Source organism: Hymenobacter aquaticus, assembly GCF_004765605.1.
Taxonomy (GTDB): Bacteria; Bacteroidota; Bacteroidia; order Cytophagales; family Hymenobacteraceae; genus Hymenobacter; species Hymenobacter aquaticus.
In genome coordinates, this window is sequence record NZ_SRLC01000002.1 from 326198 (window position 1) to 348380 (window position 22183).

Genomic DNA, 22183 nt, shown 5'->3' on the forward strand with positions numbered 1-22183 from the left:
ATGGCCCGCGTAAAAGTAGCGTTACCCGCCGCATATTCCCTGACCGTGCAGATTCCGGTCCGCATCACCGACCTCAACTACGGCGGCCACCTCGGCAACGACGCCCTGCTCAGCGTGCTGCACGAGGCCCGGGTGCAGTTCCTGCAGCACGTGGGCCTGCGGGAGGTAGACCCCGCCACCGGCCTGGGCACCATCATGGCCGACGTGGCCATCGAGTACAAGGGCGAAGCCTTCTACGGCGACGTCCTCCACATTCAGCTGGCTGCCACCGAGCTCAGCAAATATGGCTTCGACGTGGTGTACTGGGTGAAAAACCAGGCCGGAAAGGAAATTGCCCGCGCCAAAACCGGCATGCTCCTCTTCGACTACAACACCCGCAAGCTGCGCAGCATGGACGAGGAAACCGCCCAACTTTTAATGTGCTAATGTGCTAATGTGCTAATGTGAGGAATGTGCTGATGTGCTAATGTGTTCTTAATGTGCTAAATGTGTTTGAATGTGGGGAATGTGCCTCCTCGCAATGACCCATTACCTACACCTCTCTACAGTAGCCCTTGGGCCCATGCATAAAGAGGCACTATTCCCGGCCTGTATATGTTGGGGACCAGCAACATGGTGAGGGGCCTGCCAACCTAAAACTCACTAAATCACTATTTCACTAAATCACCTGTCGTATCTTTGCCGCTATGATGATTGACCTGCCTGTTGTTTCGAAGCGCGACATTCGCAAACTCACCCCCGACGAGCTCAAAGCCTTTATGGTGGAGCACGGCGAAAAGCCGTTCCGCGCCAAGCAGGTGCTGGAGTGGCTCTGGAAAAACACGGCCGGCTCGTTTGAGGAGATGAACAACATCTCCCTGGCCACCCGCGAGCTGCTGGCCAAGCACTTCGTCATCAACGGCGTGGCGGTCCAGAACCAGCAGCTCAGTAACGACGGCACCATCAAATCGGCCTTCCGGCTCTATGATGGCAACATCGTGGAGGGCGTGCTCATTCCGCACGACACGCGCATGACGGCCTGCATCAGCTCGCAGGTCGGCTGCTCGCTCACCTGTAAGTTTTGCGCCACGGGCTACATGGAGCGCAAGCGCAACCTCGACGCGGCGGAGATTTACGACCAGGTGGTGCGCATCCGGGAGCAGTGCGAGGCCCAGTACGGCACGCCGCTCACCAACATCGTGTACATGGGCATGGGCGAGCCGCTGCTCAACTATGCCAACGTGGTGAAAAGCGTGGAGCGCATCACCGCCCCCGACGGCCTGAACATGGCCCCGCGCCGCATCACCATCAGCACTGCCGGCATTGCTAAGATGATCAAGAAGCTGGCCGACGACGACGTGAAGGCCAACCTGGCCCTGAGCCTGCACGCCCCGAACGATACCAAGCGCAACGAAATCATGCCCATCAACGAGGCCAACTCCCTGGCGGCTTTGAAGGACGCGTTGCAGTATTATCACCAGAAAACCGGCCGCAAAGTCACCTACGAGTACATCGTGTTCGACGGCTTCAACGACACGCTGGAAGACGCGGCCGAGCTGTACGTCATCAGCAAGTGGCTGCCCTGCAAGGTGAACCTGATTGAGTACAACCCCATCGAAAACGCCAGCTACCAGAACGCCGAAGCCGACAAAATCACGGCCTTCCACAAGTACCTGGCCGACCGGGGCGTGCAAACCAACATCCGCCGCTCCCGCGGCAAAGACATCGACGCGGCCTGCGGGCAGTTGGCGGTGAAGGAAAAAGCCGAAGTGGCGTAAGCTGCTTTTCGAGCAAACAACAAAGGCCCGTTGGAAGTACTTCCAACGGGCCTTTGTTGTTTGCTATTTTATTCTTTCCAGCCGGAAATACCCAACGGGCGCGGCCGGGGTCAGCGCCGCCCTGATGGGCTGGGCGGGCGTAGTGGGCTGGTCGGGGGAGGTGTAGTCGGGGCCGCTGTCGGTGCCAGCGTCGTAGAACGTGGCCGGCACGCGCAGGCTGGCCGTCCAGCCGGTGGTGGTGAGCAGGTCGTGGGTTTCGAGGGCGGCAAACCAGTCGGGGCTGGGCGCTATCATCGTCACGACGGTGAGGGCCGGGTGGCTGCGGCTCAGGCGAATCGTATCGGTGAGGGAGCCGGGGGAAGCCGTGGCCGCGCGGCCGTCGAGCAGGCGAAAGGCTTTGCCCTGGGTGATGAGCGTGTTGATTTCGGCCCGCAGGGCGGTGTTGTTGCCAATTTCCGCCATGTTTTTGATACCGGTGCTGGCGGCAAGGCCCGGGCGAAACAGCCCTGCCTCGGCGTCGTGGGCGTGCGAGGCCCCCATCAGCGGGGAGAAGTGGGCACCGACCGGGTAGCTGCCCGGGTGGGTGGCGGCGCTCCAGGTAGCTTCGAACGTAACGCGGTAGAGGGCCGTGGCCGTAGCCTCGTCCGACTTGGGCTCTACATCGGGAATCGGGCCACATGCCGCTAAGCTCATGGCCAGCAGCAAAGTCGAGAAGTGCTTCATGTGGTATTGCCTTGGCAGTGATAGTCTACCAACGCAACGGCCGGGGCAAACGGTTTGGTATGCGCCGGTAAATAAGCGCCGCCGGCTACGCCCGGAACCGGCCTGTGGAGCGGGGCCGGCCGGTGCTGATTTCCTCCTTGGTTTCGCCCTCGGGCACTTCCCGGGTTTCGATGCGCACGGCGTGGGCCTTGGGCTGCACTTTCTGGCCGAAGGCGTCGGCAAACTCCTGGGTAAACTCGGCCCCGAAGAAGATGATGAGGGAGGAGTAGTTAACCCACAGCAGTAGCACGATGGCCGAGCCCGCCGCCCCGAAGGCCGAGCCGGGGTTCGCCTGGCCGATGTAGAATGCAATCAGGTATTTGCCGATCAGAAACAGCAGGGCCGTAATGACGGCGCCGATGCCCACGTCGCGCCAGCGGATGATGGCGTCGGGCAGAAACCGGTAGATCAGGGCAAACAGCAGGGAGGTGATGAACAGGGACAGCACGAAGTCGACGATGTGGATAACGACCACGGCCACCTCCGGAAACCAGGCCTGAAGCTGGTCGGTGAACACGCTGAGCAGGGCGCTAATCACAAAGGAAATCAGCAGCAGAAGGGCCACGCTCAAAATCAGGCCGAAGGACAGGAGCCGGTCGCGGATGAACTGCCAGATGCCGTTGCGGGGCTTCACCTTCAGGTTCCAGATGTCGTTGATGCTTTCCTGCAGGGTCACGAAGAAGGTGGTGGCCGCGAAAATCAGGGTGCCGATACCGATGATGGAGGCCACGCCGGTTTTCTGCTGCTTGGTAAACTCGGCAATGGAATCTTGCAGGAACTTGGCCGAGTCGGCGCCCAGAAAGCCCCGCATCTGCCCGTAGATCTGGCCCGTTACGGCTTCGGCCCCATACACCGAGCTGGCGACGGTAATGACGATGAGCAGCAGCGGGGGCAACGAGAAAATGGTGTAGTACGACAGCGCCGCCGCGTGGCGGAACGAGTTGTTGACCATGAACTCGCTGGCCGTGGTTTTGAGAATGTTCAGAATGTCGGAAACACGGTAGTGCGTGGCCATAGGGCAAGGAGCTGGTGCGGATAAGTACCCGGTAGTACGGCCCGAAGCCGGGGGCGTTTGGTTGAGCTGACCAAAACCATTCGTTTGCGCCTACAGTTGCTAGCTTTGGCGGGGCGCAGCTGCCCCGTTTTACCCCTCGCTCCATGGTCCTTTCCCGCTACGTTCTGTCTTTGCTGCCCGGCGCCGGCCTGGCCCTGCTGCTCACCGGCCCCAGCGGCTGCACCACCACCAAAGCCACCTCATCGTCGGCGGCGTCGGCTACCGGCAATACCGTGGTGGCCTACCCCGTGGCCCCGGGCTTCGACCAGGCCGGCTCCGACGCCCGCGCCCAGGCCTGGGCCGATACGGTGATGCACAGCATGGGCGGCTACAGCGCCTGGCAGCAGACCCGCCTGCTGGGCTGGGACTTTCTGGACGGCTCCTACCAGCTCTGGGACAAGCAAACCGGCGACTTCCGCTGGCAAAAGGACACGCTCGTGGCCGTGTATAACCTCAACACCAGGCAGGGCCACACCTACAGCAAGGGCCAGGATATTTCCTCGACCGAGAAAGGCAAGAAGCTGCTCGACCGGATGTACCCCATCTGGGTCAATAACTCCTGGTGGCTGCTGATGCCCTTCAAGCTCAAGGATTCGGGCGTGACGCTGACCTACAAGGGGCCCGGCCAGCTGATGGACGGCAGCCCGGCCGAGGTGCTGAACATGACCTTCAAGAACGTGGGCGTCACGCCCGACAACAAGTACGAGGTCTACGTCAGCCCCCGCACCAAGCTGGTGGAGGAGTGGGCCTATTTTCCCAAAGCCACCGACGCCCAGCCCGCCTTCCGCCGCCGCTGGACCGAGTATAAGCAGTACGGCCTGCTGAAGCTGGCCGCCGACCGCACCGACGGCAAAGACGGCCGCCGCCTCAACCACATTTCGGCCCGCACGGCGGTGCCCGCCGGCGTACTGCAAAACCCCGCGCCCATTGCGCGGCTGGAGTAGCGGCTAGCGGGCAAAGTCCCAGCGCAGGGTCAGAATCGGGGCTTCCCGGATGGCCTGGCTGAGCTCCTCGTCGTCCCGGAACTGCAATTGGCGCAGCTGGCAGGCTTCCACGCTTACGCTGAACGCCTTGGCCCCGAACGGCCAGGGCGTGACCTGCACCGGGGTATCGGGCCCGTCGGGCTGCACTACCTCGTGGCGCTGCCCGTCGGGCCCGGTGCTGATTTCGAGGTGGCGGCCCATTTCGGGCAGCTCCTGCCGGCACAGAATCAGGCTGAGCCGGTCGCACCACTGCATCAGGTCGTAGGCCTGCTGGGCGTCGGCTTTCTTGATTTTCAGGGCTTTGCGCCACTGCTGCTGCCCGGCCTTCTGCTCGTCGAGGAAGGCATCCAGCTCGGATTGCTGGCCGCGCAGGCTTTCGTAGAGGAAGCTCAGGTGCATGCTGGTCAGCAGGCTGCGCCACTGGCCCTGGAAGCGGGCGGCCCGCATCACGCCGGTAGCCTGGGTCAGGGAAAATTCCTTCATGGTGAAGTTGGCCGGGGCCCCGGCGGGCGTCAGGCCGTAGTGGCCGTCCCAGCGCTCCTGCTCGTCGTCGTGCTGGGCAATGGCGGCCAGCAGCCCCACCCACCGGTCGGTAGGCCCGAAGGGCTGCCACTGCCAGGCCAGCTGGGCCGCCAGCAGGGCGTGGGCCTGCTGGTAGATGATTTGCCAGCCGTCGGGAGTCAGGTTTACAATCATGGGAAGAAAAGCAGTGAGCGGGACGTTCTGACGAGCTTACGGAGTTGGTTGTTGGTTGTTGATAGGTGGTAGGAGCTATCTGGCGCACGGTAGGAGATGTCTGGCGCATGGTAGGAGCTATCTGGCGCACGGTAGGGAATGTCTGGCGTATGGTAGTAGCTATCTGGCGCACGGTAGGAGATGTCTGGCGTATGGTAGGAGCTATCTGGCGCACGGTAGGAGATGTCTGGCGCACGGTAGAGGTGTCTGGCGCATGGTAGGAGATGTCTGGCGCACGGTAGGAACTATGTGGCAGGCGGTAGGGGACAAGTGGCGGGTGGTTTCTGTTCTTGTCATATACCTTTGCCTGGGCCGGCAACCGCGTAGCTACTTGGTGCCGTATCAGGGAAGCCGCAAGCATTTTTACTTTTTCGTATGAATCCTCACCTTCAGCAAATTCTCGATAACCCACTGGCCGCGGCGGCTATTGTCGGCAACCTGGTCATCATCGAGAGCCTGCTGTCGGTGGATAACGCGGCGGTGCTGGCCACCATGGTCGGCGACCTGCCCAAGGAGCAGCGGCAAAAGGCGTTGCGCTACGGCATCATCGGGGCCTACGTGTTCCGGGGCATCTGCATCCTGTTTGCCTCCTACCTGATTGAGTTCTGGTTTCTCAAGCCCCTGGGCGGCCTCTACCTGGTGTATTTGGCCTACGCCCAGTTCAAGCCTCGTCGCGCCGCTACCCACGACGAGGACGGCAACGAAATCGACAAGGAGAAAAGCTGGCTCTACAAGCGCACGTTGGGCGTGTTCGGCAAGTTCTGGGCTACCGTGGCCCTTATCGAGCTCATGGACCTGGCCTTCAGCATCGACAACGTATTTGCCGTGGTGGCTTTCACCGACAACCTGATTCTGATCTGTCTGGGCGTGTTTATCGGCATTCTGGCCATGCGCCTAGTGGCCCAGGCCTTCGTGCTGCTCATGGCCAAGTACCCGTTCCTGGAAACGGCCGCCTTCCTGGTTATTGGCATTCTGGGCTTGAAGCTGATGCTGAGCTTGTTCGAGCATTTTCAGCCCACGCACCCGTTCAGCGTGTTTCTGAGCAGCCACGCCGCCGACGTGGGCCTCACGCTCCTTACCGTGGGCATGTTCCTGGTGCCGCTGCTCACCTCCTGGCTGTTCAACGTGCCCCGCCACATGACCATGCCCAAGCTGCCCAAGCGCAAGCCGGATGAGAAGCAGAAGGCCTGATGAGGCCACAATCAGTGTAGGATGAGGCTTCAGTAATCGTTTGACTGCCTATTTCTAATGCCTTGGCGGGGGGGGTAAAGCACTGATAAGTAACTATTTGTATAAAATAGATTATTTTTTGCTATAATTTTTTTTGAAAAATTGTATGTTTTAATTGAAATGATTAACCTTGCAGAGTAAGTATATTATTAACCACTCCAAAAAAATTTTCTAATGAAAGACATGAAGAAATCATTATCCCTGAACAAGCTGAAGCTTGGTGCACTCACTGAAAAGATGATTGCTAATGCTGATGCTGTTAAAGGCGGCCTTATGGCTGACTGCCACTTGAAAGTTCCTACGCCTACCAGCGGCGGTGGTTGCGACAACCTTTCTGGTAACGGTGGCTTCACCGGTTAGTCAATAGCCTAGCTACAAGACATTTAAAGGCCATTCCAATTCTATTGGAATGGCCTTTTTTATTGCCGGTACGCACTTTGTGACTTCTATGCTTAAATTATTTATCACTCCTAATTAGTTGCGCATTTTATTGCAGAATAAATGGTGCAGCTAATTAGGAATGATAACCAACCAGTGCCACAAGATCTATATTTTGCTCATTTTATTACTTAGTATTAAGGCAGTCTTGTAGCTGTTGTACATAAAATTATAAAACACCATTTCATGCTGACGGGGCTGCGCCTGAAATATTCGGTTTAATAGCATGTGAATGTGACTGCTCAATATGCCTGATAACTGTGGATACAGAAGGTCCGCTGTCGCTGCTTCACAAAGTGTCGCTACGGCTGCCTTGGTCGTGTGGCTTCGGGCTGTCAACAAAGCATCAACTGGCTGCAAGTACTCCGGCAGCGACTTCTCAAGGTCGAGCACCTGAGCGAATTCCTGCCGAATACTACGGAATTTGTTCGTTATTCCGCTCAGCATCGCAGAGCCAGCGGCAAACTCTTCGTTGAAGCTTGCCCGCACTTGCTCGATTAACTCAAATCGCTGCGTTGTGCTCATGCCAAAGTCCCGGAGCAAGGCATCTACGGAACAAGCGGCGTACAGCCAGCGGGTTGATTCCGGCAGCGCATTTTCAGAGAGTATTGCCAGAAATGCCAGGGTGGCTTCACTATCGCGGAAGAATATACACTCCGAACTATCGATGTAGCGGAAGGAGTACCGGGACAACTCGCGCTTGTAGGTGTCGCTCTGAATATTCCAGACAAGGTCCAGACCCTCCCAGCGGGTAAGATGCGCGGTAAGCAGTTGTTGGAATGCGGCTTGTGCTACGGAAGAGACCAAGTGAAAGCGTATCCGCAGGTGAAAATCCGGGTCTTCGTATCGCAGAAAAAACCATTGGTCAATCAGCCCGCTTGCCTGCAGTTCTTTCACTAACGGCGAAATACACTCGCGTAGCAGGCGCTCGGCAGTTACTTCCCCGCAGTAGAATTTATAGTATTGCCATTCTGCAAAGGGGGGGAAAACGGCAGCAGTAGAGTCGCTTAGTCCGCCGACCAGCGCCGCAATATTGGCTGCGCGCCGCCTGACAGGCTGCGGCTGACGGAGCAGGGCCACAAATTGCGCGTTGTACTCGCCCCCGGCGCTATCCATTGCCACCGATTGGTAAGGAGTATGCTCCAGAAAAGACTCCATCAGCCGCAGCCGCAGGTGTTTTTTGGTTTCGCGGGCCAGGGTTAGCAGACTGAGCTCATTTTCCCAATCAATGAATAGCTCGTTGTCGCCTTCCAGCAGCAGCACCCGGCGCGGGAGCCCGTGGGTCTGCCGAAGGGTTTGAGCCATGGCCAGCAGCTCGCTGGTGGGGGCCGTAGCCCAACCCTGGAATTCGGTGGACGCCAGGCTCCAGATTGCCGGCGACAGAATAACGTCTTTATAGGTAATGCGGGGAATAAAGTCCTCGTTTTCGGCTATACCCAAGCTGGAAGGGCTGAAAAGAAGATGGTTGCGTTTGCCCTGGTTTTGCAGGTCGCACAGAAACTGGAATATGGGCAACGTGCTGCGGCTGTATAAGAATGCATTATTTAGCCGAGGAATAATCTCCCTCTCCAGCTTCCGTGAAAACAACACTACCTGACCATCCCTGACGGTTAGATACAGATCGGAGAGGGCAATGTTCTTGGACTCCTCACTCAGCACATTTGAGATGACCCGGATGGTGTAGTCGCCCGAAGCGGGGCCGCTTATCACATTGCTGGCGCGCTCGAAGGGCAGATGCGCCACTTCTGCCACCAGCGCCTCGGGGTGTAATGCCTGGTCATAAGTATGAATCGTGGACGCCAACGCCGCTACATCGGGAAAAGAATGGCCAAACCGGGTGATGAAATTGGCGGCTGTGGGGCCGTTAAACCGCTCAATCAGAATTTTCTGCCGGGTTTCGCAATGCACAATTCGGAAAACCGAATACAGCGTAGGAGGCAAGTCGCTCCAGACGGGGGCCATGCCGGCAACCATCGACGCAGGAAGTTCAAGGCTCTGCTGCCCGGCGAGTTGCGCCTGCTTCCACAACTGTTGCAGCGTAGCTGCTTCGGGGGGCAGGCTGCGTCGGGGGCGGGTAGGGGGAGCGGTGAAAAAGGGTAGGTCGTCAATCAGGGGAGTGTTGCTGGAGCGCATCAACTCGCCGTAGGCGATACCGGATTCCATGTCCAGCGCCTGCAACAGTGGTACGCTGGCATGCCCGTAGCGCTTCACAAACTGCTGGGTGAAAGACGGTATAGGACTTTCAGAGGGCTGTTGAAAGTAGTTGAATATCTTCAGCGCTTCCAAAAGCGGCGTTTGCCATTGCTTCGACAAAACCTTGCTGTCGGCGCTTGCGGGCGAGATTGCCGCGTTTACCAGAAAGTAAGAGTCATTCGTGTAGCCCGGCAGCAGGTGCTGCATCTGCTGCTGCAGGGCTTGGTACTCGCTGTGCGTGGCTACTTGAGGCAAACGCTGTTGCAGTGCCAGCAGCGCTGCCAGCAGCGGAGCCACTGCCGGGTCACGCGAGGCAGCTGAACCGGCAATTCGGGTGATACGGGCCGTGATTTCCGTCAAATGCGGCAGACCAACGACTGGGTTTTCCAGCTCGCTGAGCAGTAGGCGAGACGCAATGAGCTCCTGTACAAAGTCGGCGGCCTCCTCTTGCTCAAACCCGGCGCTGGTTATCGTCAGCACAATATCCTGAAACGACTGGCCGTTCCGTGCTGCTTCCAGTAGTGTGAGTAGCAGTGGTGTAGCCTCCACGGCGGTGGCCTCGTAGCGCCGGTTGCCCCTGGCGACATGATATTCGAAGTAGCGCACCTGTCCACCCGCAACCGAACAGGTTGGATTGGTAAAGTATAACAGGTATGGCTGAATCCAGGGCAGTTGTTCTAGGTGCTGCGCCAGGGCACTGACGTATGTTCCGTCTGGTTGAGTATTGAGCCACAGTGCAGGCTTGCGAACCAACTTGCTATGTTCCCCCCAAGTCAGCAGCATCATTCCCGAAAAGGCCCCAAAGGGGGTGCTACGGGTCGTCATTCGGCTCAGATACTTATAAAGCGTGTGAAACAAACGCTCGGTGCGCTCAGCGGGCAACTCGCCGGCTGCCAGCTTTTCCACTTCGGCAAAAAGCTGATTTGAAGCTATATATAGCGGCGTTGCAACATCGGTCAGGCGGGCGGTGATGGCCTGCTCGTTGAGTTGCTCAAGATAATGTAGGGGCAGCGCCGGCATACGCACCACCAGCTCATCGAAGAACTCATAGACAGCAGGCTTTTTCAGGGAAGAGTTCATTATAGGTACAGGAGTCGTTGGGCAAGGGAATAATCCTGGGACAAGTAGGCGTGAAAGGCAACGCCTATGCCCGCAATACCACTGATGATACCCCAGTCGGCACCATTACCCCGGGTGGGGTAGGCCGCTCGGAAGCCGCATGCCGGGTTGTGCGCGGAGATGAAATCACTACTGCGGGCCAGGCATTGCTCTGCGAAGGACAGAAAGGCCGGAGTACCCGATAGTTGAGCCAGGGCGTGAAACAGTACCGCTGAGCCTGTACAGCCATAAGCCAGCCCCGCATCGGGCCAGGCCCCGGGCTCGCCTATTCTGTTTCCCAGCGAAAGCGCCCGACTAACAGCAAGCTGACAGCCCGGCACGTGCCCCAGCGCCTGGCTGGCCACGAGCAGACCGTAGCAGACTCCCAGGTCGCCGTAGGCCCAGCCCAGGGTAGCGAATTGTGGCTCGTGCCCCACGATAACCGGAAATGCAATTGAACTGTCAGGCCGGTACTGCGCCAGAACGTAGGCTACGCCCTCTGCTAGGAGCCGCCGACATACAGCGGGCTGCCGGCCGGCTTCCAAGGCCTTGGCCAAAAAAACCAGGATGCTGGCTGAGCCATGAGAAAGGCCCAGGTAAATTCGGGGCTCCGGAAAAATCGTAGAATACCAGCACGCTTGGCCTGTAATGGCCCGTGTGGCCAGAGTGTCAAGTTGCAGAATGAAATCATCCAATGGCTTGGTCAGCGAAGGACACTCGGTGGCGCGGGCCAGCAGATAGTGAGCTGGTGCTAGTGCCCCCGCTACCAAATCCAGGTTGCCCAAGGTGGCGCAGGTCGTGAGGTACGTCAGGAGAAAGGGGTCGAGCTCGGCTAATAGGTCTTCCGCGTCGAAAGCCAGTCGGCTGTTTTGCCGGAGAAAGTGAATTATTCCGGCAAGGTCACTAAGAATCTCTCCTAACCCACTTTCCTCCGCTAGGTCTTCTACGCCAGCGACTCCTGCTTCGAATAGACGAAGCGTAATGGCTTGTGCCGCACTGTCGGAACTGTTGAAAGTCAACTGGTTCAAGAAAACAGCAAGCCCAATTTTGCCCCATTTTAGACTAGGATCTTGCAGTGTAAAGCCGCCCGCTTGGATAAAATAGTATATGGCATTCAGATTTCCTTGAAAATAACTATCGTTTTTCACCTAAGTATATAGTTAGACAAGCCATGAAGCAGGGGAGAAAAGGCTCCAGCTGGCTATAGACGTGAGCATAGTATAGCGGTTCAATAGATAAGAAAAGCGCTGACCGGCCACAATGGCCGCAGATTAGTCGGTCTTGTACTAGCAAGTTATTGATTCACCACCTGCCATCCAACGATAGCAGGAATCACGATGACCGGTTATAGGTTTAGTGCTATCAGCAGGAAGCTGTAATTTGGGAGCACGTCCGGACTATTGCATTGAACTATAGTCATATTTAGGGTAAGATAATGCTTGCGACAGGGAGCCAATGTGGCGCCCCGGGCATACGCCCCACCATGGTGAGCGAAGCACAATGAATGCTGCCGCGTACTTGAACAGCACACTATATAGGCCTGAACCCTTACCACGAATGATATACCCGCTTACTTTTGTAATGTTTTATGTCGCTCTAAACCAATGCTGAAGCTACTGGTTGCACGCGTTGGCTATCGCCTTTTTCTGCGTGTAAAGCGCCAAATTTGTAAGTTTAGTCGATAATCCCATTTCCTTTGATACTAGTCAATTTATGAAAATCATTGAGTTTGAAATAGATGAAAATCTGATGCTGACCGGTATGACTCAGCTTGCCAATCTTAGCCGGCTTGAAGTATGCCACGAGAATGAGGATATATTTGAAGTCTTGGACTTTGACGATGAGCGGGTCTTTCTGGAGCCGACGCTAATCTTCCATCAGGCCCGGAAAGGCCGCGAAGGAGTTAGTTTGCCACTAGAGCAGCTGCTGTGGGGAGCTGTGCCGGCAGAAGAGCGCCCATTACAGGTGCGTGTTCAAACCTGTGCGGAAGGATGGGTGAAATTACCTGGCTGGGGAAATCTCAAAACGGAGCTAGCCTCTGCGGCGCTGAACCTGAGTGGTACCACCCCGGATGACCTACAGCTATTTACTCTACAAGGCAATAGAGTGCCAGCCCAGTTCTATCCGGAAGTGTTCTTGCCTAACAGTTCCATCCGCGTTACTCGCTACCGCCCCGATATATATCGTTGTCTGGGTGCCCATTTGCACGAAAACGTGACAACTACCTTTACGAAGTGGGTCCGGCCGTTGCAAAATGCTTTCTCAATTATTCAGCAAGCGGTTCCTGAATATTGCCAGTTAATTGCAAAAAGCAGTCAGGAGATTTCACTTTTCAGCAGCGATAACCAAAACTCATTCGCGGCCATGGAGCATTTTGGTACAGGATTCATCAATGTAGATGACCAGGGCTATGATGAAGTTTTCTTTGTGGATGATATTGCACATCAATGTGGTCATACCATATTTAATGCGCTTACGCTCATGACGAGCCATTATTTGAGTATCGACCCCAATACTACTCTGGTATCCTTGGTAGATGATGCGGTGCATGGTGAGCACCGAACGGTTTACGGAGCCTTTCACGGGCTCTTTACTTACACCAGCACCCTGCATTGCCTCGATCAAAGCCTGAAGAAAGGCCTGTTCAAAGGCCAGCAAGTAAAGGATGTTATTGGGCGTATCGGGTTCTACATGAGAAAGTTTAATTACGATTTAAAACAATTGAGCCGGCCCGGTGTTTTCACCGACCATGGATTGAAATACTATGCAATGTTTAAAGCCAGTTACGAATCAGTATTAAATAAATACAGGGTGTTGCCGCCTGTTACCTACGTCGGGCAGCCGTATACATTCCGTTTGGAAATGTTTATTAATGCTAACCCTGAGTATAAACTCATAAACGAAGATGCACTTGTGATATACGGTCTGTGATTTTTATGATCTTGCGCAAGATTTTCGGTTTAATGAATCTAACGTAATGCGTATTTAGAGTTGTGAATAGTAGTGAGTGTAGTTTGCTGATATAGCAAGCATGTCTATCATGTTTTCTGCTTGAATAACAAATTCTTTGTAATGATTAGAAAAAGCTTTCCTTTTTATAAGCAATTTGATCGGGAAGATTGTGGGCCTACTTGCCTGCGTATGATCGCCAAGTTTTACGGAAAAGCATATTCTCCGGAATTTTTGAAAGAAAAGGCCAGTATAACCCGTGAAGGAGTTTCTTTGGCGGGCATTTCTGAAGCGGCTGAAGCTATAGGTATGCACACGCTAGCGGTGAAGATACCGTATGCTACTTTAGAAGAAGATATACCACTGCCTTGTGTAGCATATTGGAAACAGCGGCATTTTATCGTTGTTCATAAAATTAAAAATAATAAAGTGTACGTAGCTGATCCTGCTCATGGATTAATAACGTATACCAGGGAGGAGTTTTCTCGCGGCTGGCTTGGAGTAAAAAATGCTCAGCCAGATCAGGAAGGACTCATTCTGGCTATGGAGCCAACCCCAGAATTTTATGAGCTGGATAGCGTTGATGAAATAAACAGGCAGGGGTTTAAATTCCTGTGGCCTTACTTTAAAAGCTATTCTCACGTATGGGGGCAGCTTATTATGGGGTTAATTGTGGCCTCTTTTCTTCAACTAGCTTTGCCGTTTCTTACGCAGGCAACAGTTGATATTGGTATAAATTATCAAAATATAAGATTTATTTACTTAATATTGATTGCGCAGTTAATATTGATTATATCTCAGGCTTCTGTGCAGATTATTCGTGACTGGCTTTTGTTACATATTACAAGTCGTATTAATATAAATATGTTGTCAGATTTTCTGATAAAGCTTATGCGACTTCCGATTAGTTTCTTTGATTCCAAGCATACCGGTGATATTCTTCAGCGGGCCCAGGATCAGCGACGTATTCAAAACTTTCTGACCTCAGCAACGCTTAACGTTTTATTTTCTGTAATAAACATTTTGATATTTGGATTTGTGTTGTCTTACTACAGCTTCACAATATTTTTGGTTTTCTTGTGTGGATCAGTTTTGTATGTGGCTTGGACGCTTGTTTTTATGAAGCGCCGTGCAGAGCTAGACTTCAGGTACTTTGACGAGTCATCGGGTAACCAGAGTAGTTTGATTCAGCTCGTGAATGGAATGCAAGAGATAAAGATGAACGGTTCCGAGCGCCGTAGGCGTTGGGAGTGGGAGCAAATTCAGGTTCGCCTTTTTAAAATATCTATTAAAGGTCTATCACTCGCTCAGTGGCAGACTAATGGGTCCTTGCTGATAAATGAAATTAAGAATATTATAATATCATTTATTGCTGCTAAAGCTGTAATTGATGGTCAATTAACATTGGGTATGATGCTCTCCGTACAGTATATTATTGGGCAGCTAAATCTACCTATTAGCAATTTTGTGACTTTCATCCGAGGTGCTCAGGATGCTTATATAAGCCTAGAGCGGCTGGCTGAGATTCATAATCAAGCGGACGAAGAAACTGTGAGTGAAGAGTTAGTGCGGGTTTTGCCTTCGGATCGTACCATTCATATTGAGAATATGAGTTTTCAGTATGGTGAAAAATCATCTCCTTTTGTACTGAAGAATATTACAATGCAGATACCAAAGGGTAAGGTAACTGCTATTGTGGGACCGAGTGGGAGTGGAAAAACTACTTTATTAAAATTGTTGCTGAAATCATATGAGCCGACTAGTGGTAGTGTTAGAATAGGCTACACACAGCTAAGTCAAATTAGTCCTAGGTTTTGGCGTCGTCAATGTGGAGTTGTGATGCAGGATGGTTATATATTTTCGGATTCTATTGCCCGAAATATATCTGAGTCTGATGTAGAAGGCGTGGTGAATAAAGCCAAGCTTTTGGAAGCTGTGCGAATAGCTAATATTGAGGATTTTATTGAGCGTGCTCCAACAGGCTATAACACCCGGCTAGGTGCATCAGGTACTAACATCAGTGGGGGGCAGAAACAGCGTATCTTGATTGCTAGATCTGTGTATAAAAATCCGGATTATTTATTGTTTGATGAGGCTACTAGTTCGTTAGATGCAAATAACGAAAAAATAATTATGGAAAATTTAGAGCAGTTTTATAAAGATAAAACGGTGGTTATTGTGGCGCACCGATTGAGTACGGTTAAAAATGCGGATCAAATTGTTGTTCTTGATGCGGGAGAAATTGTTGAAATTGGTAATCATGATTCTTTGGTGAGTAAAAAGGGATTCTACTACACTCTGGTGAAAAACCAGCTGGAGCTGGGTAATTGACTTGTATAATGCTATGGCTTTGAAAATAGATGAGCTTGATGAGCGCAGTGAAATTGTGCGCGATGTAATAGGACAACCACCCGCATGGCCTATCAGATGGGGTAGTATGTTAATTTTCCTTATTATCGCACTTGCTGTTATAATGTCGGCCATAATTCGTTACCCGGATACTATTATAGGTCAAGTGCAGATATCCACTACTGAGCCACCTATTCGAATTACGGCTCCGGTCGACGCACAAATCCGCAAGCTATTCGTTGTAGACGGTCAATTTGTGCAGGAAGGGGTATATATAGCAGAAACTAGGAGCGTAGCCAGTGGGCAAAGTATGAGCAAGGTCAGGGAAGTTATTAGCCAGGTTGAAGCCTTTATAAAAAATCCTAAACCTGACTTCGTTCCAACTAATCCTTATCTTACGTTAGGTGACGCGCAATTGATGTTTAATAGTTTGCAAAAAGATGTAAGAGACTATACTAGTTTTTTGCGCGACAATTATTTTGCTGAACAAATCAAAACTCTTGAATCGCAAATAGCTGACTATAAATCATTGGACGGAGTGTCTAAAATAGGGAAAGGTATTAAGTTGCAGAATTTGCAGCAGGCAAAAGAGCGCTTTCAGGCACAGAAGCTACTGTATAAGGATAAAGTTATATCTAAATTTGATTTTTTTCAGGAGGAAAGTCGCTACAACGAAGTAAAGCAAAGTTTCGAAGCAGCAAGAGAATCAGAGTTGGAAAATAATATTCTTATTACGGCCAATACTCGGCAAATAAAACAGCTGCGTTTCGACGCCAAAGAGCAGGAGCGTAAGCTGCGTCTAAATGTTCAGCAATCTTTGCTTAATCTGAAAAATCAGATGAGTGAATGGGAGCAAAAAAATGTTTTTATTTCTCCTATCGCTGGCAAAGTAAGTTATTTGAAGCGTATAGTTGATAAGCAATATGTCAAAGCCCAGGAAGAGTTATTTGCTATTGTTCCTGCCGATAGTAACTATATCGCCATTGTGAACGTCCCAACCACTGGCTATGGCAAAGTAGCAGTCGGTCAGCGGGTGCAGATTCGATTAGAAAATTATCCGACGGTGCAATTTGGTGTGTTGGTAGGAAAGATCAGGAAGCTTTCCTACCTGGCCAATGAGAAAACCTATTTCGCGGAAGTAATGCTACCCAAAGGCCTAACGACCAACTATCTGAAAACCCTTCCTTACCATCCCGAAATGGGCGGAATAGCGGAAATTGTAACGGAGGATTTAAGTTTGCTGGAACGGATATTCTATAGCATTAGGGAAATATTCGGTGAGTCTTTTTCTAAGCGCACCACCGTCTCCTGAAAAATCAGGATAAGTGTACTATAAAGAATAACTGCCGGCTGTGCCGTAGCGCGTGCATTTTCCCTAAAGCATATGGGTGAAATTTCTTTCTTGTCCGTGGTCCTGTTGAGCTGTGGGATGTGGTCGGAGCCGACGGGGCCTAATACCTGCGTCGCACGGTTGCGGGTCGAACCAGACCGGCATTGGGTGGAATCGGACACCCGGCTCGACTTTGCCTGCGCGCAGCCGCTGGATAGTATCCGGCTGGTCTTGCAGGGCGACATGGTAGTGAAGCGCGTGCAGGGGCGGCAGGTGGCTGGCTTCCGCACCATTGCCGACCCCACGAACCAGCGTGATACGCTGGTGGTGCGGTTTCGGGAGTCGATGCCGGCCGGCCGCCGCGTACTGCTGCGGGTAGCAGCCGAAGGAGAAGTGATGGAAGCACACTTGAGCAGTGCGGTGAATTCGTTTTCGCCCGCCTGGACGGAGTGGACCGAGCAGACGGCTATTATACCAACCGTGTTGTTGTCGGGCAGCGCGGCACGCTTTGCTTATGAACTGCAAATGGCGCTTCCCGTGGATTATACTCTGCAGGCCGCCGGACGGGTTGTGGCGGTGCGTGCTGGGCGGTGGGTGGTGAAAGACAGTATCGGTGGGCACTTCGGAGTATATTTTGCCAAGCCGCTTCAGCAGCGCCAAACGCGCGTGCAGGGCATTACGCTGGCCATAACGCAGCCAGCGGGTGCCGATTCCGTTCGGCAGCAGGTAGTAGCTACCGCCGCCGCTGCCGCCACTTTCTACAACGCGCTGCTGGGTCCGCAGCAACAACTTACGTACGTAAAGATGATTGTGCCGCCTCGCCCCGGCAGTGGTGCCCCTGCGGGCTGGAGCTACGCGGTACCCGGGGGCATTATCCGGCTACAGCTGACCGGCAACCGGGTCAATGACTTTTACAGCATCGGGCACGAGCTAGCCCATCAATGGTGGTACGCGGCTCCGTTCAGCAACACGAACTACCAGAGTTTTCTCAACGAAGGGTTTGCAGAATACTGCTGTTTGCTGTTCTACCGGTCTGAGTTCGGACAGGAAGCTTTTGCCCAGCTCCTGACCCGCTACCAGCGCATAGCCGAAAGCCTGGGCAGTATCCGGTTGATGCCCGGCGGGCTGGCTGAAAAGCAGCGAAATCAATACACGTACATCAAGGCGGCCTACACCCTCTACCAGCTAGAGCAGAAAATAGGCGCGCCGGCCATGCAGCGCCTGTTGCAGGAAGCCCTGCGGCAGCATCCCCAGAGCTACCAGCAGTGGTTGGAGTTGGTAGAGCAGCAGCAGGGGCCCGCGGCGCGGCAGTTCTACGAATCTGTTTTCTAGACCAAATCCGAGGTGCGCGCACATCAACCCAGAAGCCGCTTTAAGGTACCCCGCGCTACCGACCAGTCACCGTTTGGGCTTGCAGCAGGGTTTCTAACTCATAAAGCGTTATCTGGTGCGGGTAGTTAGCGTATGCCTCGTTGTCTTCGTTCAGCCGGTAGCCCTGCCTGTAATACGCCTGGCCCAGCCGAAGGTGCCGGGTGGCTTCGCCGTTCTTTTTCCGCGCCAGATATACCTGTGCCAGGTAATAGTGGGCGTCGGGAAACTGCGGGTTGAGACGCAGGCAATAGGTTAGGTAGTGTGTTGCCTGGGGGTAGTCCTGCATTTCATAATACAGGACACCCGCGTAGAATAAGCTATTGAAATGGGGCGGGCGTTGCGGGTGCCCCTGCGTTTGCTGGGCAATGTCAAGCCTGAAGCTAGCGGCAGCCTGTGCGTAATGTCCCAGCTCCAGGTTGCACAGTCCTTCGTAAAACGGATACGTATGGTCCATCTCGTAACCGCCGGGCACTAGCCGCCGGGCTTGTTGAAAATCCAGCAGGGCCCCTGCATAGTCTTTGGTGAAGATACATTTGAGAAAGCCCCGGTAAGCTGTCCACGTTTTGGGGTCCAGCGCTACGGCCTTGTCTTCCAGCGGAAAGGCTGTAGCGTAGTCACCTTTCTTGAGGTAGGGAATCGCCTTTTCTCGGTACGCCACAGCGATAGTGGGGCACGCGGCAATCAGACTATCGCAGTATTTCTCCCAATTCGGGTGATTGTAGCCATACACGGCCGCGCCTTTGTCCAGGTATTTGGCCACTAGGCTATCCGCATAGTGCCGATCCTGGCAAGCTGCCCTTGCCGCTGGTGGAGCAGGCGCCGGCTGGCAGCGGCCTGCCATCAGCAAGGCTGACGCGCTAAGGAATAATAGCAGCCACTTTCCCATCGCGCAGCTTAAAACTGAGAAAAGCAATGTAGTTAATCGGGGTATCGTTGCGGCCCCGGGCCTTTTTCCACTGATTAAGCGTTTTCAAATACGCGAACAGGTCAGCAACCAGTTGTTTGTCAAACTGGAAAGGCTGGTAAGCCTCGTTGGTTTGCAATACCTGAACGCGGGGTAGCATCTGGCCTTCACAGTCGATAACAAATCGAAAAGTAACGTACCCGGAGCCGGTATAAGGCTTAGCGCGGGCCGCGAGAAACCGCTGGGCCTCGTGGAGCAAAGTAGCCGAGCTACGGGGATATTTAGCGTCGACCCCCAAGCTGTAGTACTGCGCAAAGATTGCGCTACATGCGGGGTTGCTGCGCCGGGTCGTATCCATGTAATCGGCTCCCGCGAGCCGGAAATTCTGGGCCGCAGCTGGTAGAGCCAAGCCGGCCGCTGCGCTCAGCAACAGCAGCAGCCGACTCAGAAAAGCACAAGGGCAGCAACAAGTAAGCATAAAAGCCAGACCTTAATAGTCCGCGTAAGGTAGGCGTAGATCAGCAGTGCTGAGCCAGCCTTACTGGGCTTCAGAAATACAAAAGTAGTGCCCGCAAACGCCGCTTTTCAGGGCTTCTTCTACACCGACAGCGCCACTTGCTGCTTGAGGTGCACGAGCATGTCCTGGGTCATTTTGTCCAGGTCGAAGTCGGGTTGCCAGCCCCAGTCCTGGCGGGCGCGGCTGTCGTCGATGCTGGCGGGCCAGGAGTCGGCAATCTGCTGGCGCGAGTCGGGCTGGTAGGTCACCCGGAAGTCGGGCAGGTGGCGCTGGATGCTGGCCGTAATTTCCTTGGGTGAGAAGCTCATGGCGCCCAGGTTGTAGCTGCTGCGGATCTTGATCTGCTCGGCCGGGGCGTGCATCAAGTCCAGCGTGGCTTTCAGCGCGTCGGGCATGTACATCATCGGCAGGTAAGTATCTTCCGACAGGAAGCACTCGTAGTTCTGCCCCGCCACGGCTTTGTGGTAGATATCCACGGCGTAGTCGGTGGTGCCGCCGCCGGGCAGGCTCTTGTAGCCAATCAGGCCGGGGTAGCGCAGGCTGCGCACGTCCAGGCCGTGTTTCTTGAAGTACCACTCGCACCACTGCTCCCCGGCCAGCTTGCTGATGCCGTAGATGGTGTTGGGGTTCATGATGGTGAGCTGGGGCGTGTTTTCGCGCGGGGTATCGGGGCCAAACACGGCAATGCTGCTGGGCCAGTACACCTGCTGCACGCCCAGGTCCACCGAGGCGTCGAGCACGTTGAACAGCCCGTCCATATTCAGCTGCCAGCCAAACTTGGGGTTCTTCTCGGCCGTGGCCGAGAGCAAGGCCGCCAGGTGGTAGACCTGCTTGGGCTTGTACTGGCGCATTACTTCTTCCAGGCGGTTTTTGTCGAGCACGTCGAGCAGCTCAAACGGGCCGGCTTCCTGCGTTTCGGCGTCTTTGGGCGCCCGCACGTCGGCGGCCACCACGTGGGCGGCCCCGTAGCGCTGGCGCAGTTCGTGGGTGAGTTCGAGGCCAAGCTGGCCGCCGGCACCGATAACGAGGATAGTGTCGCTGGGAGTAGATTGCATGTTGACGGGAGAAGAGGGTGGGGGTGGGGGCTACAAAGATACCGCACGGCGCGCTTACTCCGGTGCCGGGGCCGCCGCCCGAATGGTACGTAAGTCGCCCCGGCCGGGGTTGGCCGGGTAAGTGGCTTGGGGCTAATCCATTGCTGCGCGGTACAAGATTTTGCCCGGCTGCCAACCCCCGGCTGCCCACCACGGCTCCGATGCTGTACGGCCCCGGGGCCCGCTGTTTTAACCGCTTTTACTATACTGCGCCATGCGTCAGGTCTTTATCATCGTGAGTCTGCTCCTGAGCCTAGCCCCGGGTGGCTTGGCCCAAACCCCAGCGCCCGTAGTCTACCGCAACCTGGTGATGGAGGGCGGCGGCATCCGGGGCATAGCCTACGGCGGGGCGTTGCAGGAGCTGGAAAACCACGGCGTGCTGGCCGGCATCCGGCGCGTGGGCGGCACCTCGGCCGGGGCCATTCAGGCCGCGCTGCTGGCCGTGGGCTACTCGCCGGCCGAAATCATTGCCGTGGTCAACGACATGCCGGTGCAGCGCCTCAACGACGGCCGCCTGATTTTCTTCGGGGGCAGCACCCGGCTCATCAAGCAGTACGGCTGGTACCGCGGTGACCAGTTTACCCGGTTTATGGGCGAGCTGGTGGAGCGCAAAACCCACGACCCGAACCTCACGCTGGGCCAGTTCCACGACCTAGTCCGGCAGGACTCGCTGCACTACCGCGACCTGTACACCACCGGCACGAACCTTACCACCCAGCGCGTGCAGGTGTTCAGCCACGAAACCCACCCCGACATGCGCGTGGCCGATGCCGTACGCATCTCCATGAGCATTCCGCTCTATTTCCGGGCCGTGCTGCTCGATGCCCAAGGCCACGTGGTGCGGCAGCCCGCCAAAGGCCAGCCGGTGCAGGTGCTGGTGGATGGCGGCCTGCTGGCCAACTACCCCATCGACCTGTTCGACCAGCCCCGGTACCGGCCCGGTGCCAGCGGGGCCGGACCGGCGGCCGTGAATCCCGAAACGTTGGGCCTGCGCCTCGACCGGCCCGAGCAGATTGCCTACGACACGCTGGCTACCGGCCGCCAGCAGCTGGCCCCGTATGTCATCAACAGCTTTGGCAGCTACGTAGGTGCCCTCTACAACGTGGCCCTGGAAAACCTCAACCCGCCCCGCGCCACCGACTGGCCCCGTACCGTCAGCATCAGCACCGCCGGCTTCAACCCCAAAATAAAGCGCATATCGGCGCAGCAGAAGCAGCAGCTCCTGGACAGTGGCCGCGCCGGGGTGCAGCAGTTTCTGAGCCGCCGGTAACCCCACCCCAACCTTCGCCGCGACACCCCACCCCAACCCCTCCCCTCGGGAGAGGGGCTTAGGTTAGTATTGCAATGACTTCTACTTCTACTAGTGTCGTTGCCAAAGTAAAATAAGCCCCTCTCCCGGAGGATTCCGCGCATTAAGCG

Annotated in this window: 18 protein-coding genes; 10 read left to right on the plus strand and 8 right to left on the minus strand. The window is 54.8% G+C overall.

Annotation, left to right across the window (positions count from 1 at the left end; all coding sequences use genetic code 11):
• Positions 1-426 carry a thioesterase family protein gene (locus E5K00_RS14270; RefSeq protein ID WP_135463996.1) on the plus strand — a complete coding sequence of 142 codons (426 nt, stop codon included), beginning with the start codon at positions 1-3 and terminating at the stop codon, positions 424-426.
• A gap of 263 nt (positions 427-689) precedes the next feature.
• Entirely contained in the window at positions 690-1757 is a 1068-nt protein-coding gene (gene rlmN / locus E5K00_RS14275) for a 23S rRNA (adenine(2503)-C(2))-methyltransferase RlmN (protein WP_167856958.1), read from the plus strand.
• Between the two features lie 63 nt (positions 1758-1820).
• Here rlmN and E5K00_RS14280 read toward each other — a convergent pair whose 3' ends face one another.
• Together E5K00_RS14280 and E5K00_RS14285 are read right to left on the minus strand one after the other, a co-directional pair.
• Complete coding sequence (locus E5K00_RS14280) at positions 1821-2480, minus strand: spondin domain-containing protein (protein WP_135463998.1); 660 nt, start codon at positions 2478-2480, stop codon at positions 1821-1823.
• An 85-nt stretch (positions 2481-2565) separates the two neighbouring features.
• Positions 2566-3534, minus strand: coding sequence for a YihY/virulence factor BrkB family protein (locus E5K00_RS14285; RefSeq protein WP_135463999.1), 969 nt, complete (start codon positions 3532-3534; stop codon positions 2566-2568).
• Positions 3535-3677: 143 nt separating this feature from the next.
• On the opposite strand from E5K00_RS14285, the gene E5K00_RS14290 reads away from it, so the two are divergent.
• A complete protein-coding gene (locus tag E5K00_RS14290) occupies positions 3678-4517 on the plus strand; it encodes a hypothetical protein (protein WP_135464000.1) in 840 nt (279 codons plus the stop codon).
• A gap of 3 nt (positions 4518-4520) precedes the next feature.
• Here the strand turns inward: E5K00_RS14290 and E5K00_RS14295 are convergent, their stop codons facing one another.
• Positions 4521-5252, minus strand: a complete 732-nt coding sequence (locus E5K00_RS14295) for a DUF3891 family protein (RefSeq protein ID WP_135464001.1) — start codon at positions 5250-5252, stop codon at positions 4521-4523.
• 414 nt (positions 5253-5666) lie between these two features.
• Here E5K00_RS14295 and E5K00_RS14300 point away from each other — a divergent pair, with 414 nt between their 5' ends.
• Both E5K00_RS14300 and E5K00_RS14305 read left to right on the plus strand, forming a co-directional pair.
• Positions 5667-6482: a TerC family protein gene (locus tag E5K00_RS14300; protein ID WP_135464002.1), complete on the plus strand. Its 816-nt coding sequence runs from the start codon at positions 5667-5669 to the stop codon at positions 6480-6482.
• Between the two features lie 222 nt (positions 6483-6704).
• Positions 6705-6881 (plus strand): hypothetical protein, encoded by a 177-nt coding sequence (locus E5K00_RS14305; RefSeq protein WP_167856898.1) that lies wholly within the window; start codon positions 6705-6707, stop codon positions 6879-6881.
• A gap of 186 nt (positions 6882-7067) precedes the next feature.
• Here E5K00_RS14305 and E5K00_RS14310 read toward each other — a convergent pair whose 3' ends face one another.
• Both E5K00_RS14310 and E5K00_RS14315 read right to left on the minus strand, forming a co-directional pair.
• On the minus strand, positions 7068-10232 hold the full coding sequence (locus tag E5K00_RS14310; RefSeq protein ID WP_135464004.1) for a lantibiotic dehydratase: 3165 nt from the start codon (positions 10230-10232) through the stop codon (positions 7068-7070).
• The gene (locus E5K00_RS14315) at positions 10232-11398 is read right to left on the minus strand and encodes a lanthionine synthetase LanC family protein (protein WP_135464005.1); all 1167 of its coding nucleotides are present in this window, start codon (positions 11396-11398) and stop codon (positions 10232-10234) included. Before E5K00_RS14315 ends, E5K00_RS14310 begins: the two co-directional genes overlap by 1 nt.
• Before the next feature lie 565 nt (positions 11399-11963).
• Here E5K00_RS14315 and E5K00_RS14320 point away from each other — a divergent pair.
• The 4 genes from E5K00_RS14320 (at position 11964) to E5K00_RS14335 (ending at position 18210) form a co-directional block, all read left to right on the plus strand.
• Positions 11964-13181 carry a hypothetical protein gene (locus E5K00_RS14320; protein WP_135464006.1) on the plus strand — a complete coding sequence of 406 codons (1218 nt, stop codon included), beginning with the start codon at positions 11964-11966 and terminating at the stop codon, positions 13179-13181.
• A gap of 120 nt (positions 13182-13301) precedes the next feature.
• Positions 13302-15530, plus strand: a complete 2229-nt coding sequence (locus E5K00_RS14325) for a peptidase domain-containing ABC transporter (RefSeq protein WP_317128881.1) — start codon at positions 13302-13304, stop codon at positions 15528-15530.
• Positions 15531-15543: 13 nt separating this feature from the next.
• Positions 15544-16860 carry an HlyD family secretion protein gene (locus E5K00_RS14330; protein ID WP_135464007.1) on the plus strand — a complete coding sequence of 439 codons (1317 nt, stop codon included), beginning with the start codon at positions 15544-15546 and terminating at the stop codon, positions 16858-16860.
• Between the two features lie 159 nt (positions 16861-17019).
• Entirely contained in the window at positions 17020-18210 is a 1191-nt protein-coding gene (locus E5K00_RS14335) for a M1 family metallopeptidase (protein WP_167856899.1), read from the plus strand.
• Between the two features lie 55 nt (positions 18211-18265).
• Here E5K00_RS14335 and E5K00_RS14340 read toward each other — a convergent pair whose 3' ends face one another.
• The 3 genes from E5K00_RS14340 to E5K00_RS14350 all read right to left on the minus strand — a co-directional run bounded on the left by E5K00_RS14340 (position 18266) and on the right by E5K00_RS14350 (position 20725).
• A complete protein-coding gene (locus E5K00_RS14340) occupies positions 18266-19009 on the minus strand; it encodes a tetratricopeptide repeat protein (RefSeq protein WP_167856900.1) in 744 nt (247 codons plus the stop codon).
• Between the two features lie 97 nt (positions 19010-19106).
• On the minus strand, positions 19107-19412 hold the full coding sequence (locus tag E5K00_RS14345) for a hypothetical protein (protein ID WP_135464010.1): 306 nt from the start codon (positions 19410-19412) through the stop codon (positions 19107-19109).
• Positions 19413-19750: 338 nt separating this feature from the next.
• Positions 19751-20725 (minus strand): NAD-dependent epimerase/dehydratase family protein, encoded by a 975-nt coding sequence (locus E5K00_RS14350; RefSeq protein ID WP_135464011.1) that lies wholly within the window; start codon positions 20723-20725, stop codon positions 19751-19753.
• Between the two features lie 253 nt (positions 20726-20978).
• Here E5K00_RS14350 and E5K00_RS14355 point away from each other — a divergent pair, with 253 nt between their 5' ends.
• A complete protein-coding gene (locus E5K00_RS14355) occupies positions 20979-22034 on the plus strand; it encodes a patatin-like phospholipase family protein (protein ID WP_135464012.1) in 1056 nt (351 codons plus the stop codon).
• The last annotated feature ends 149 nt before the right edge of the window (positions 22035-22183 follow it).

Excerpts from the sequence above, each read along its gene's own strand:
- E5K00_RS14270 (WP_135463996.1), top strand. The coding sequence starts at position 1 with ATGGCCCGCGTAAAAGTAGCGTTACCCGCCGCATATTCCCTGACCGTG.
- rlmN (WP_167856958.1), top strand. The coding sequence starts at position 690 with ATGATTGACCTGCCTGTTGTTTCGAAGCGCGACATTCGCAAACTCACC.
- E5K00_RS14280 (WP_135463998.1), bottom strand. The coding sequence starts at position 2,480 with ATGAAGCACTTCTCGACTTTGCTGCTGGCCATGAGCTTAGCGGCATGT.
- E5K00_RS14285 (WP_135463999.1), bottom strand. The coding sequence starts at position 3,534 with ATGGCCACGCACTACCGTGTTTCCGACATTCTGAACATTCTCAAAACC.
- E5K00_RS14290 (WP_135464000.1), top strand. The coding sequence starts at position 3,678 with ATGGTCCTTTCCCGCTACGTTCTGTCTTTGCTGCCCGGCGCCGGCCTG.
- E5K00_RS14295 (WP_135464001.1), bottom strand. The coding sequence starts at position 5,252 with ATGATTGTAAACCTGACTCCCGACGGCTGGCAAATCATCTACCAGCAG.
- E5K00_RS14300 (WP_135464002.1), top strand. The coding sequence starts at position 5,667 with ATGAATCCTCACCTTCAGCAAATTCTCGATAACCCACTGGCCGCGGCG.
- E5K00_RS14305 (WP_167856898.1), top strand. The coding sequence starts at position 6,705 with ATGAAGAAATCATTATCCCTGAACAAGCTGAAGCTTGGTGCACTCACT.
- E5K00_RS14310 (WP_135464004.1), bottom strand. The coding sequence starts at position 10,232 with ATGAACTCTTCCCTGAAAAAGCCTGCTGTCTATGAGTTCTTCGATGAG.
- E5K00_RS14320 (WP_135464006.1), top strand. The coding sequence starts at position 11,964 with ATGAAAATCATTGAGTTTGAAATAGATGAAAATCTGATGCTGACCGGT.
- E5K00_RS14330 (WP_135464007.1), top strand. The coding sequence starts at position 15,544 with ATGGCTTTGAAAATAGATGAGCTTGATGAGCGCAGTGAAATTGTGCGC.
- E5K00_RS14350 (WP_135464011.1), bottom strand. The coding sequence starts at position 20,725 with ATGCAATCTACTCCCAGCGACACTATCCTCGTTATCGGTGCCGGCGGC.
- E5K00_RS14355 (WP_135464012.1), top strand. The coding sequence starts at position 20,979 with ATGCGTCAGGTCTTTATCATCGTGAGTCTGCTCCTGAGCCTAGCCCCG.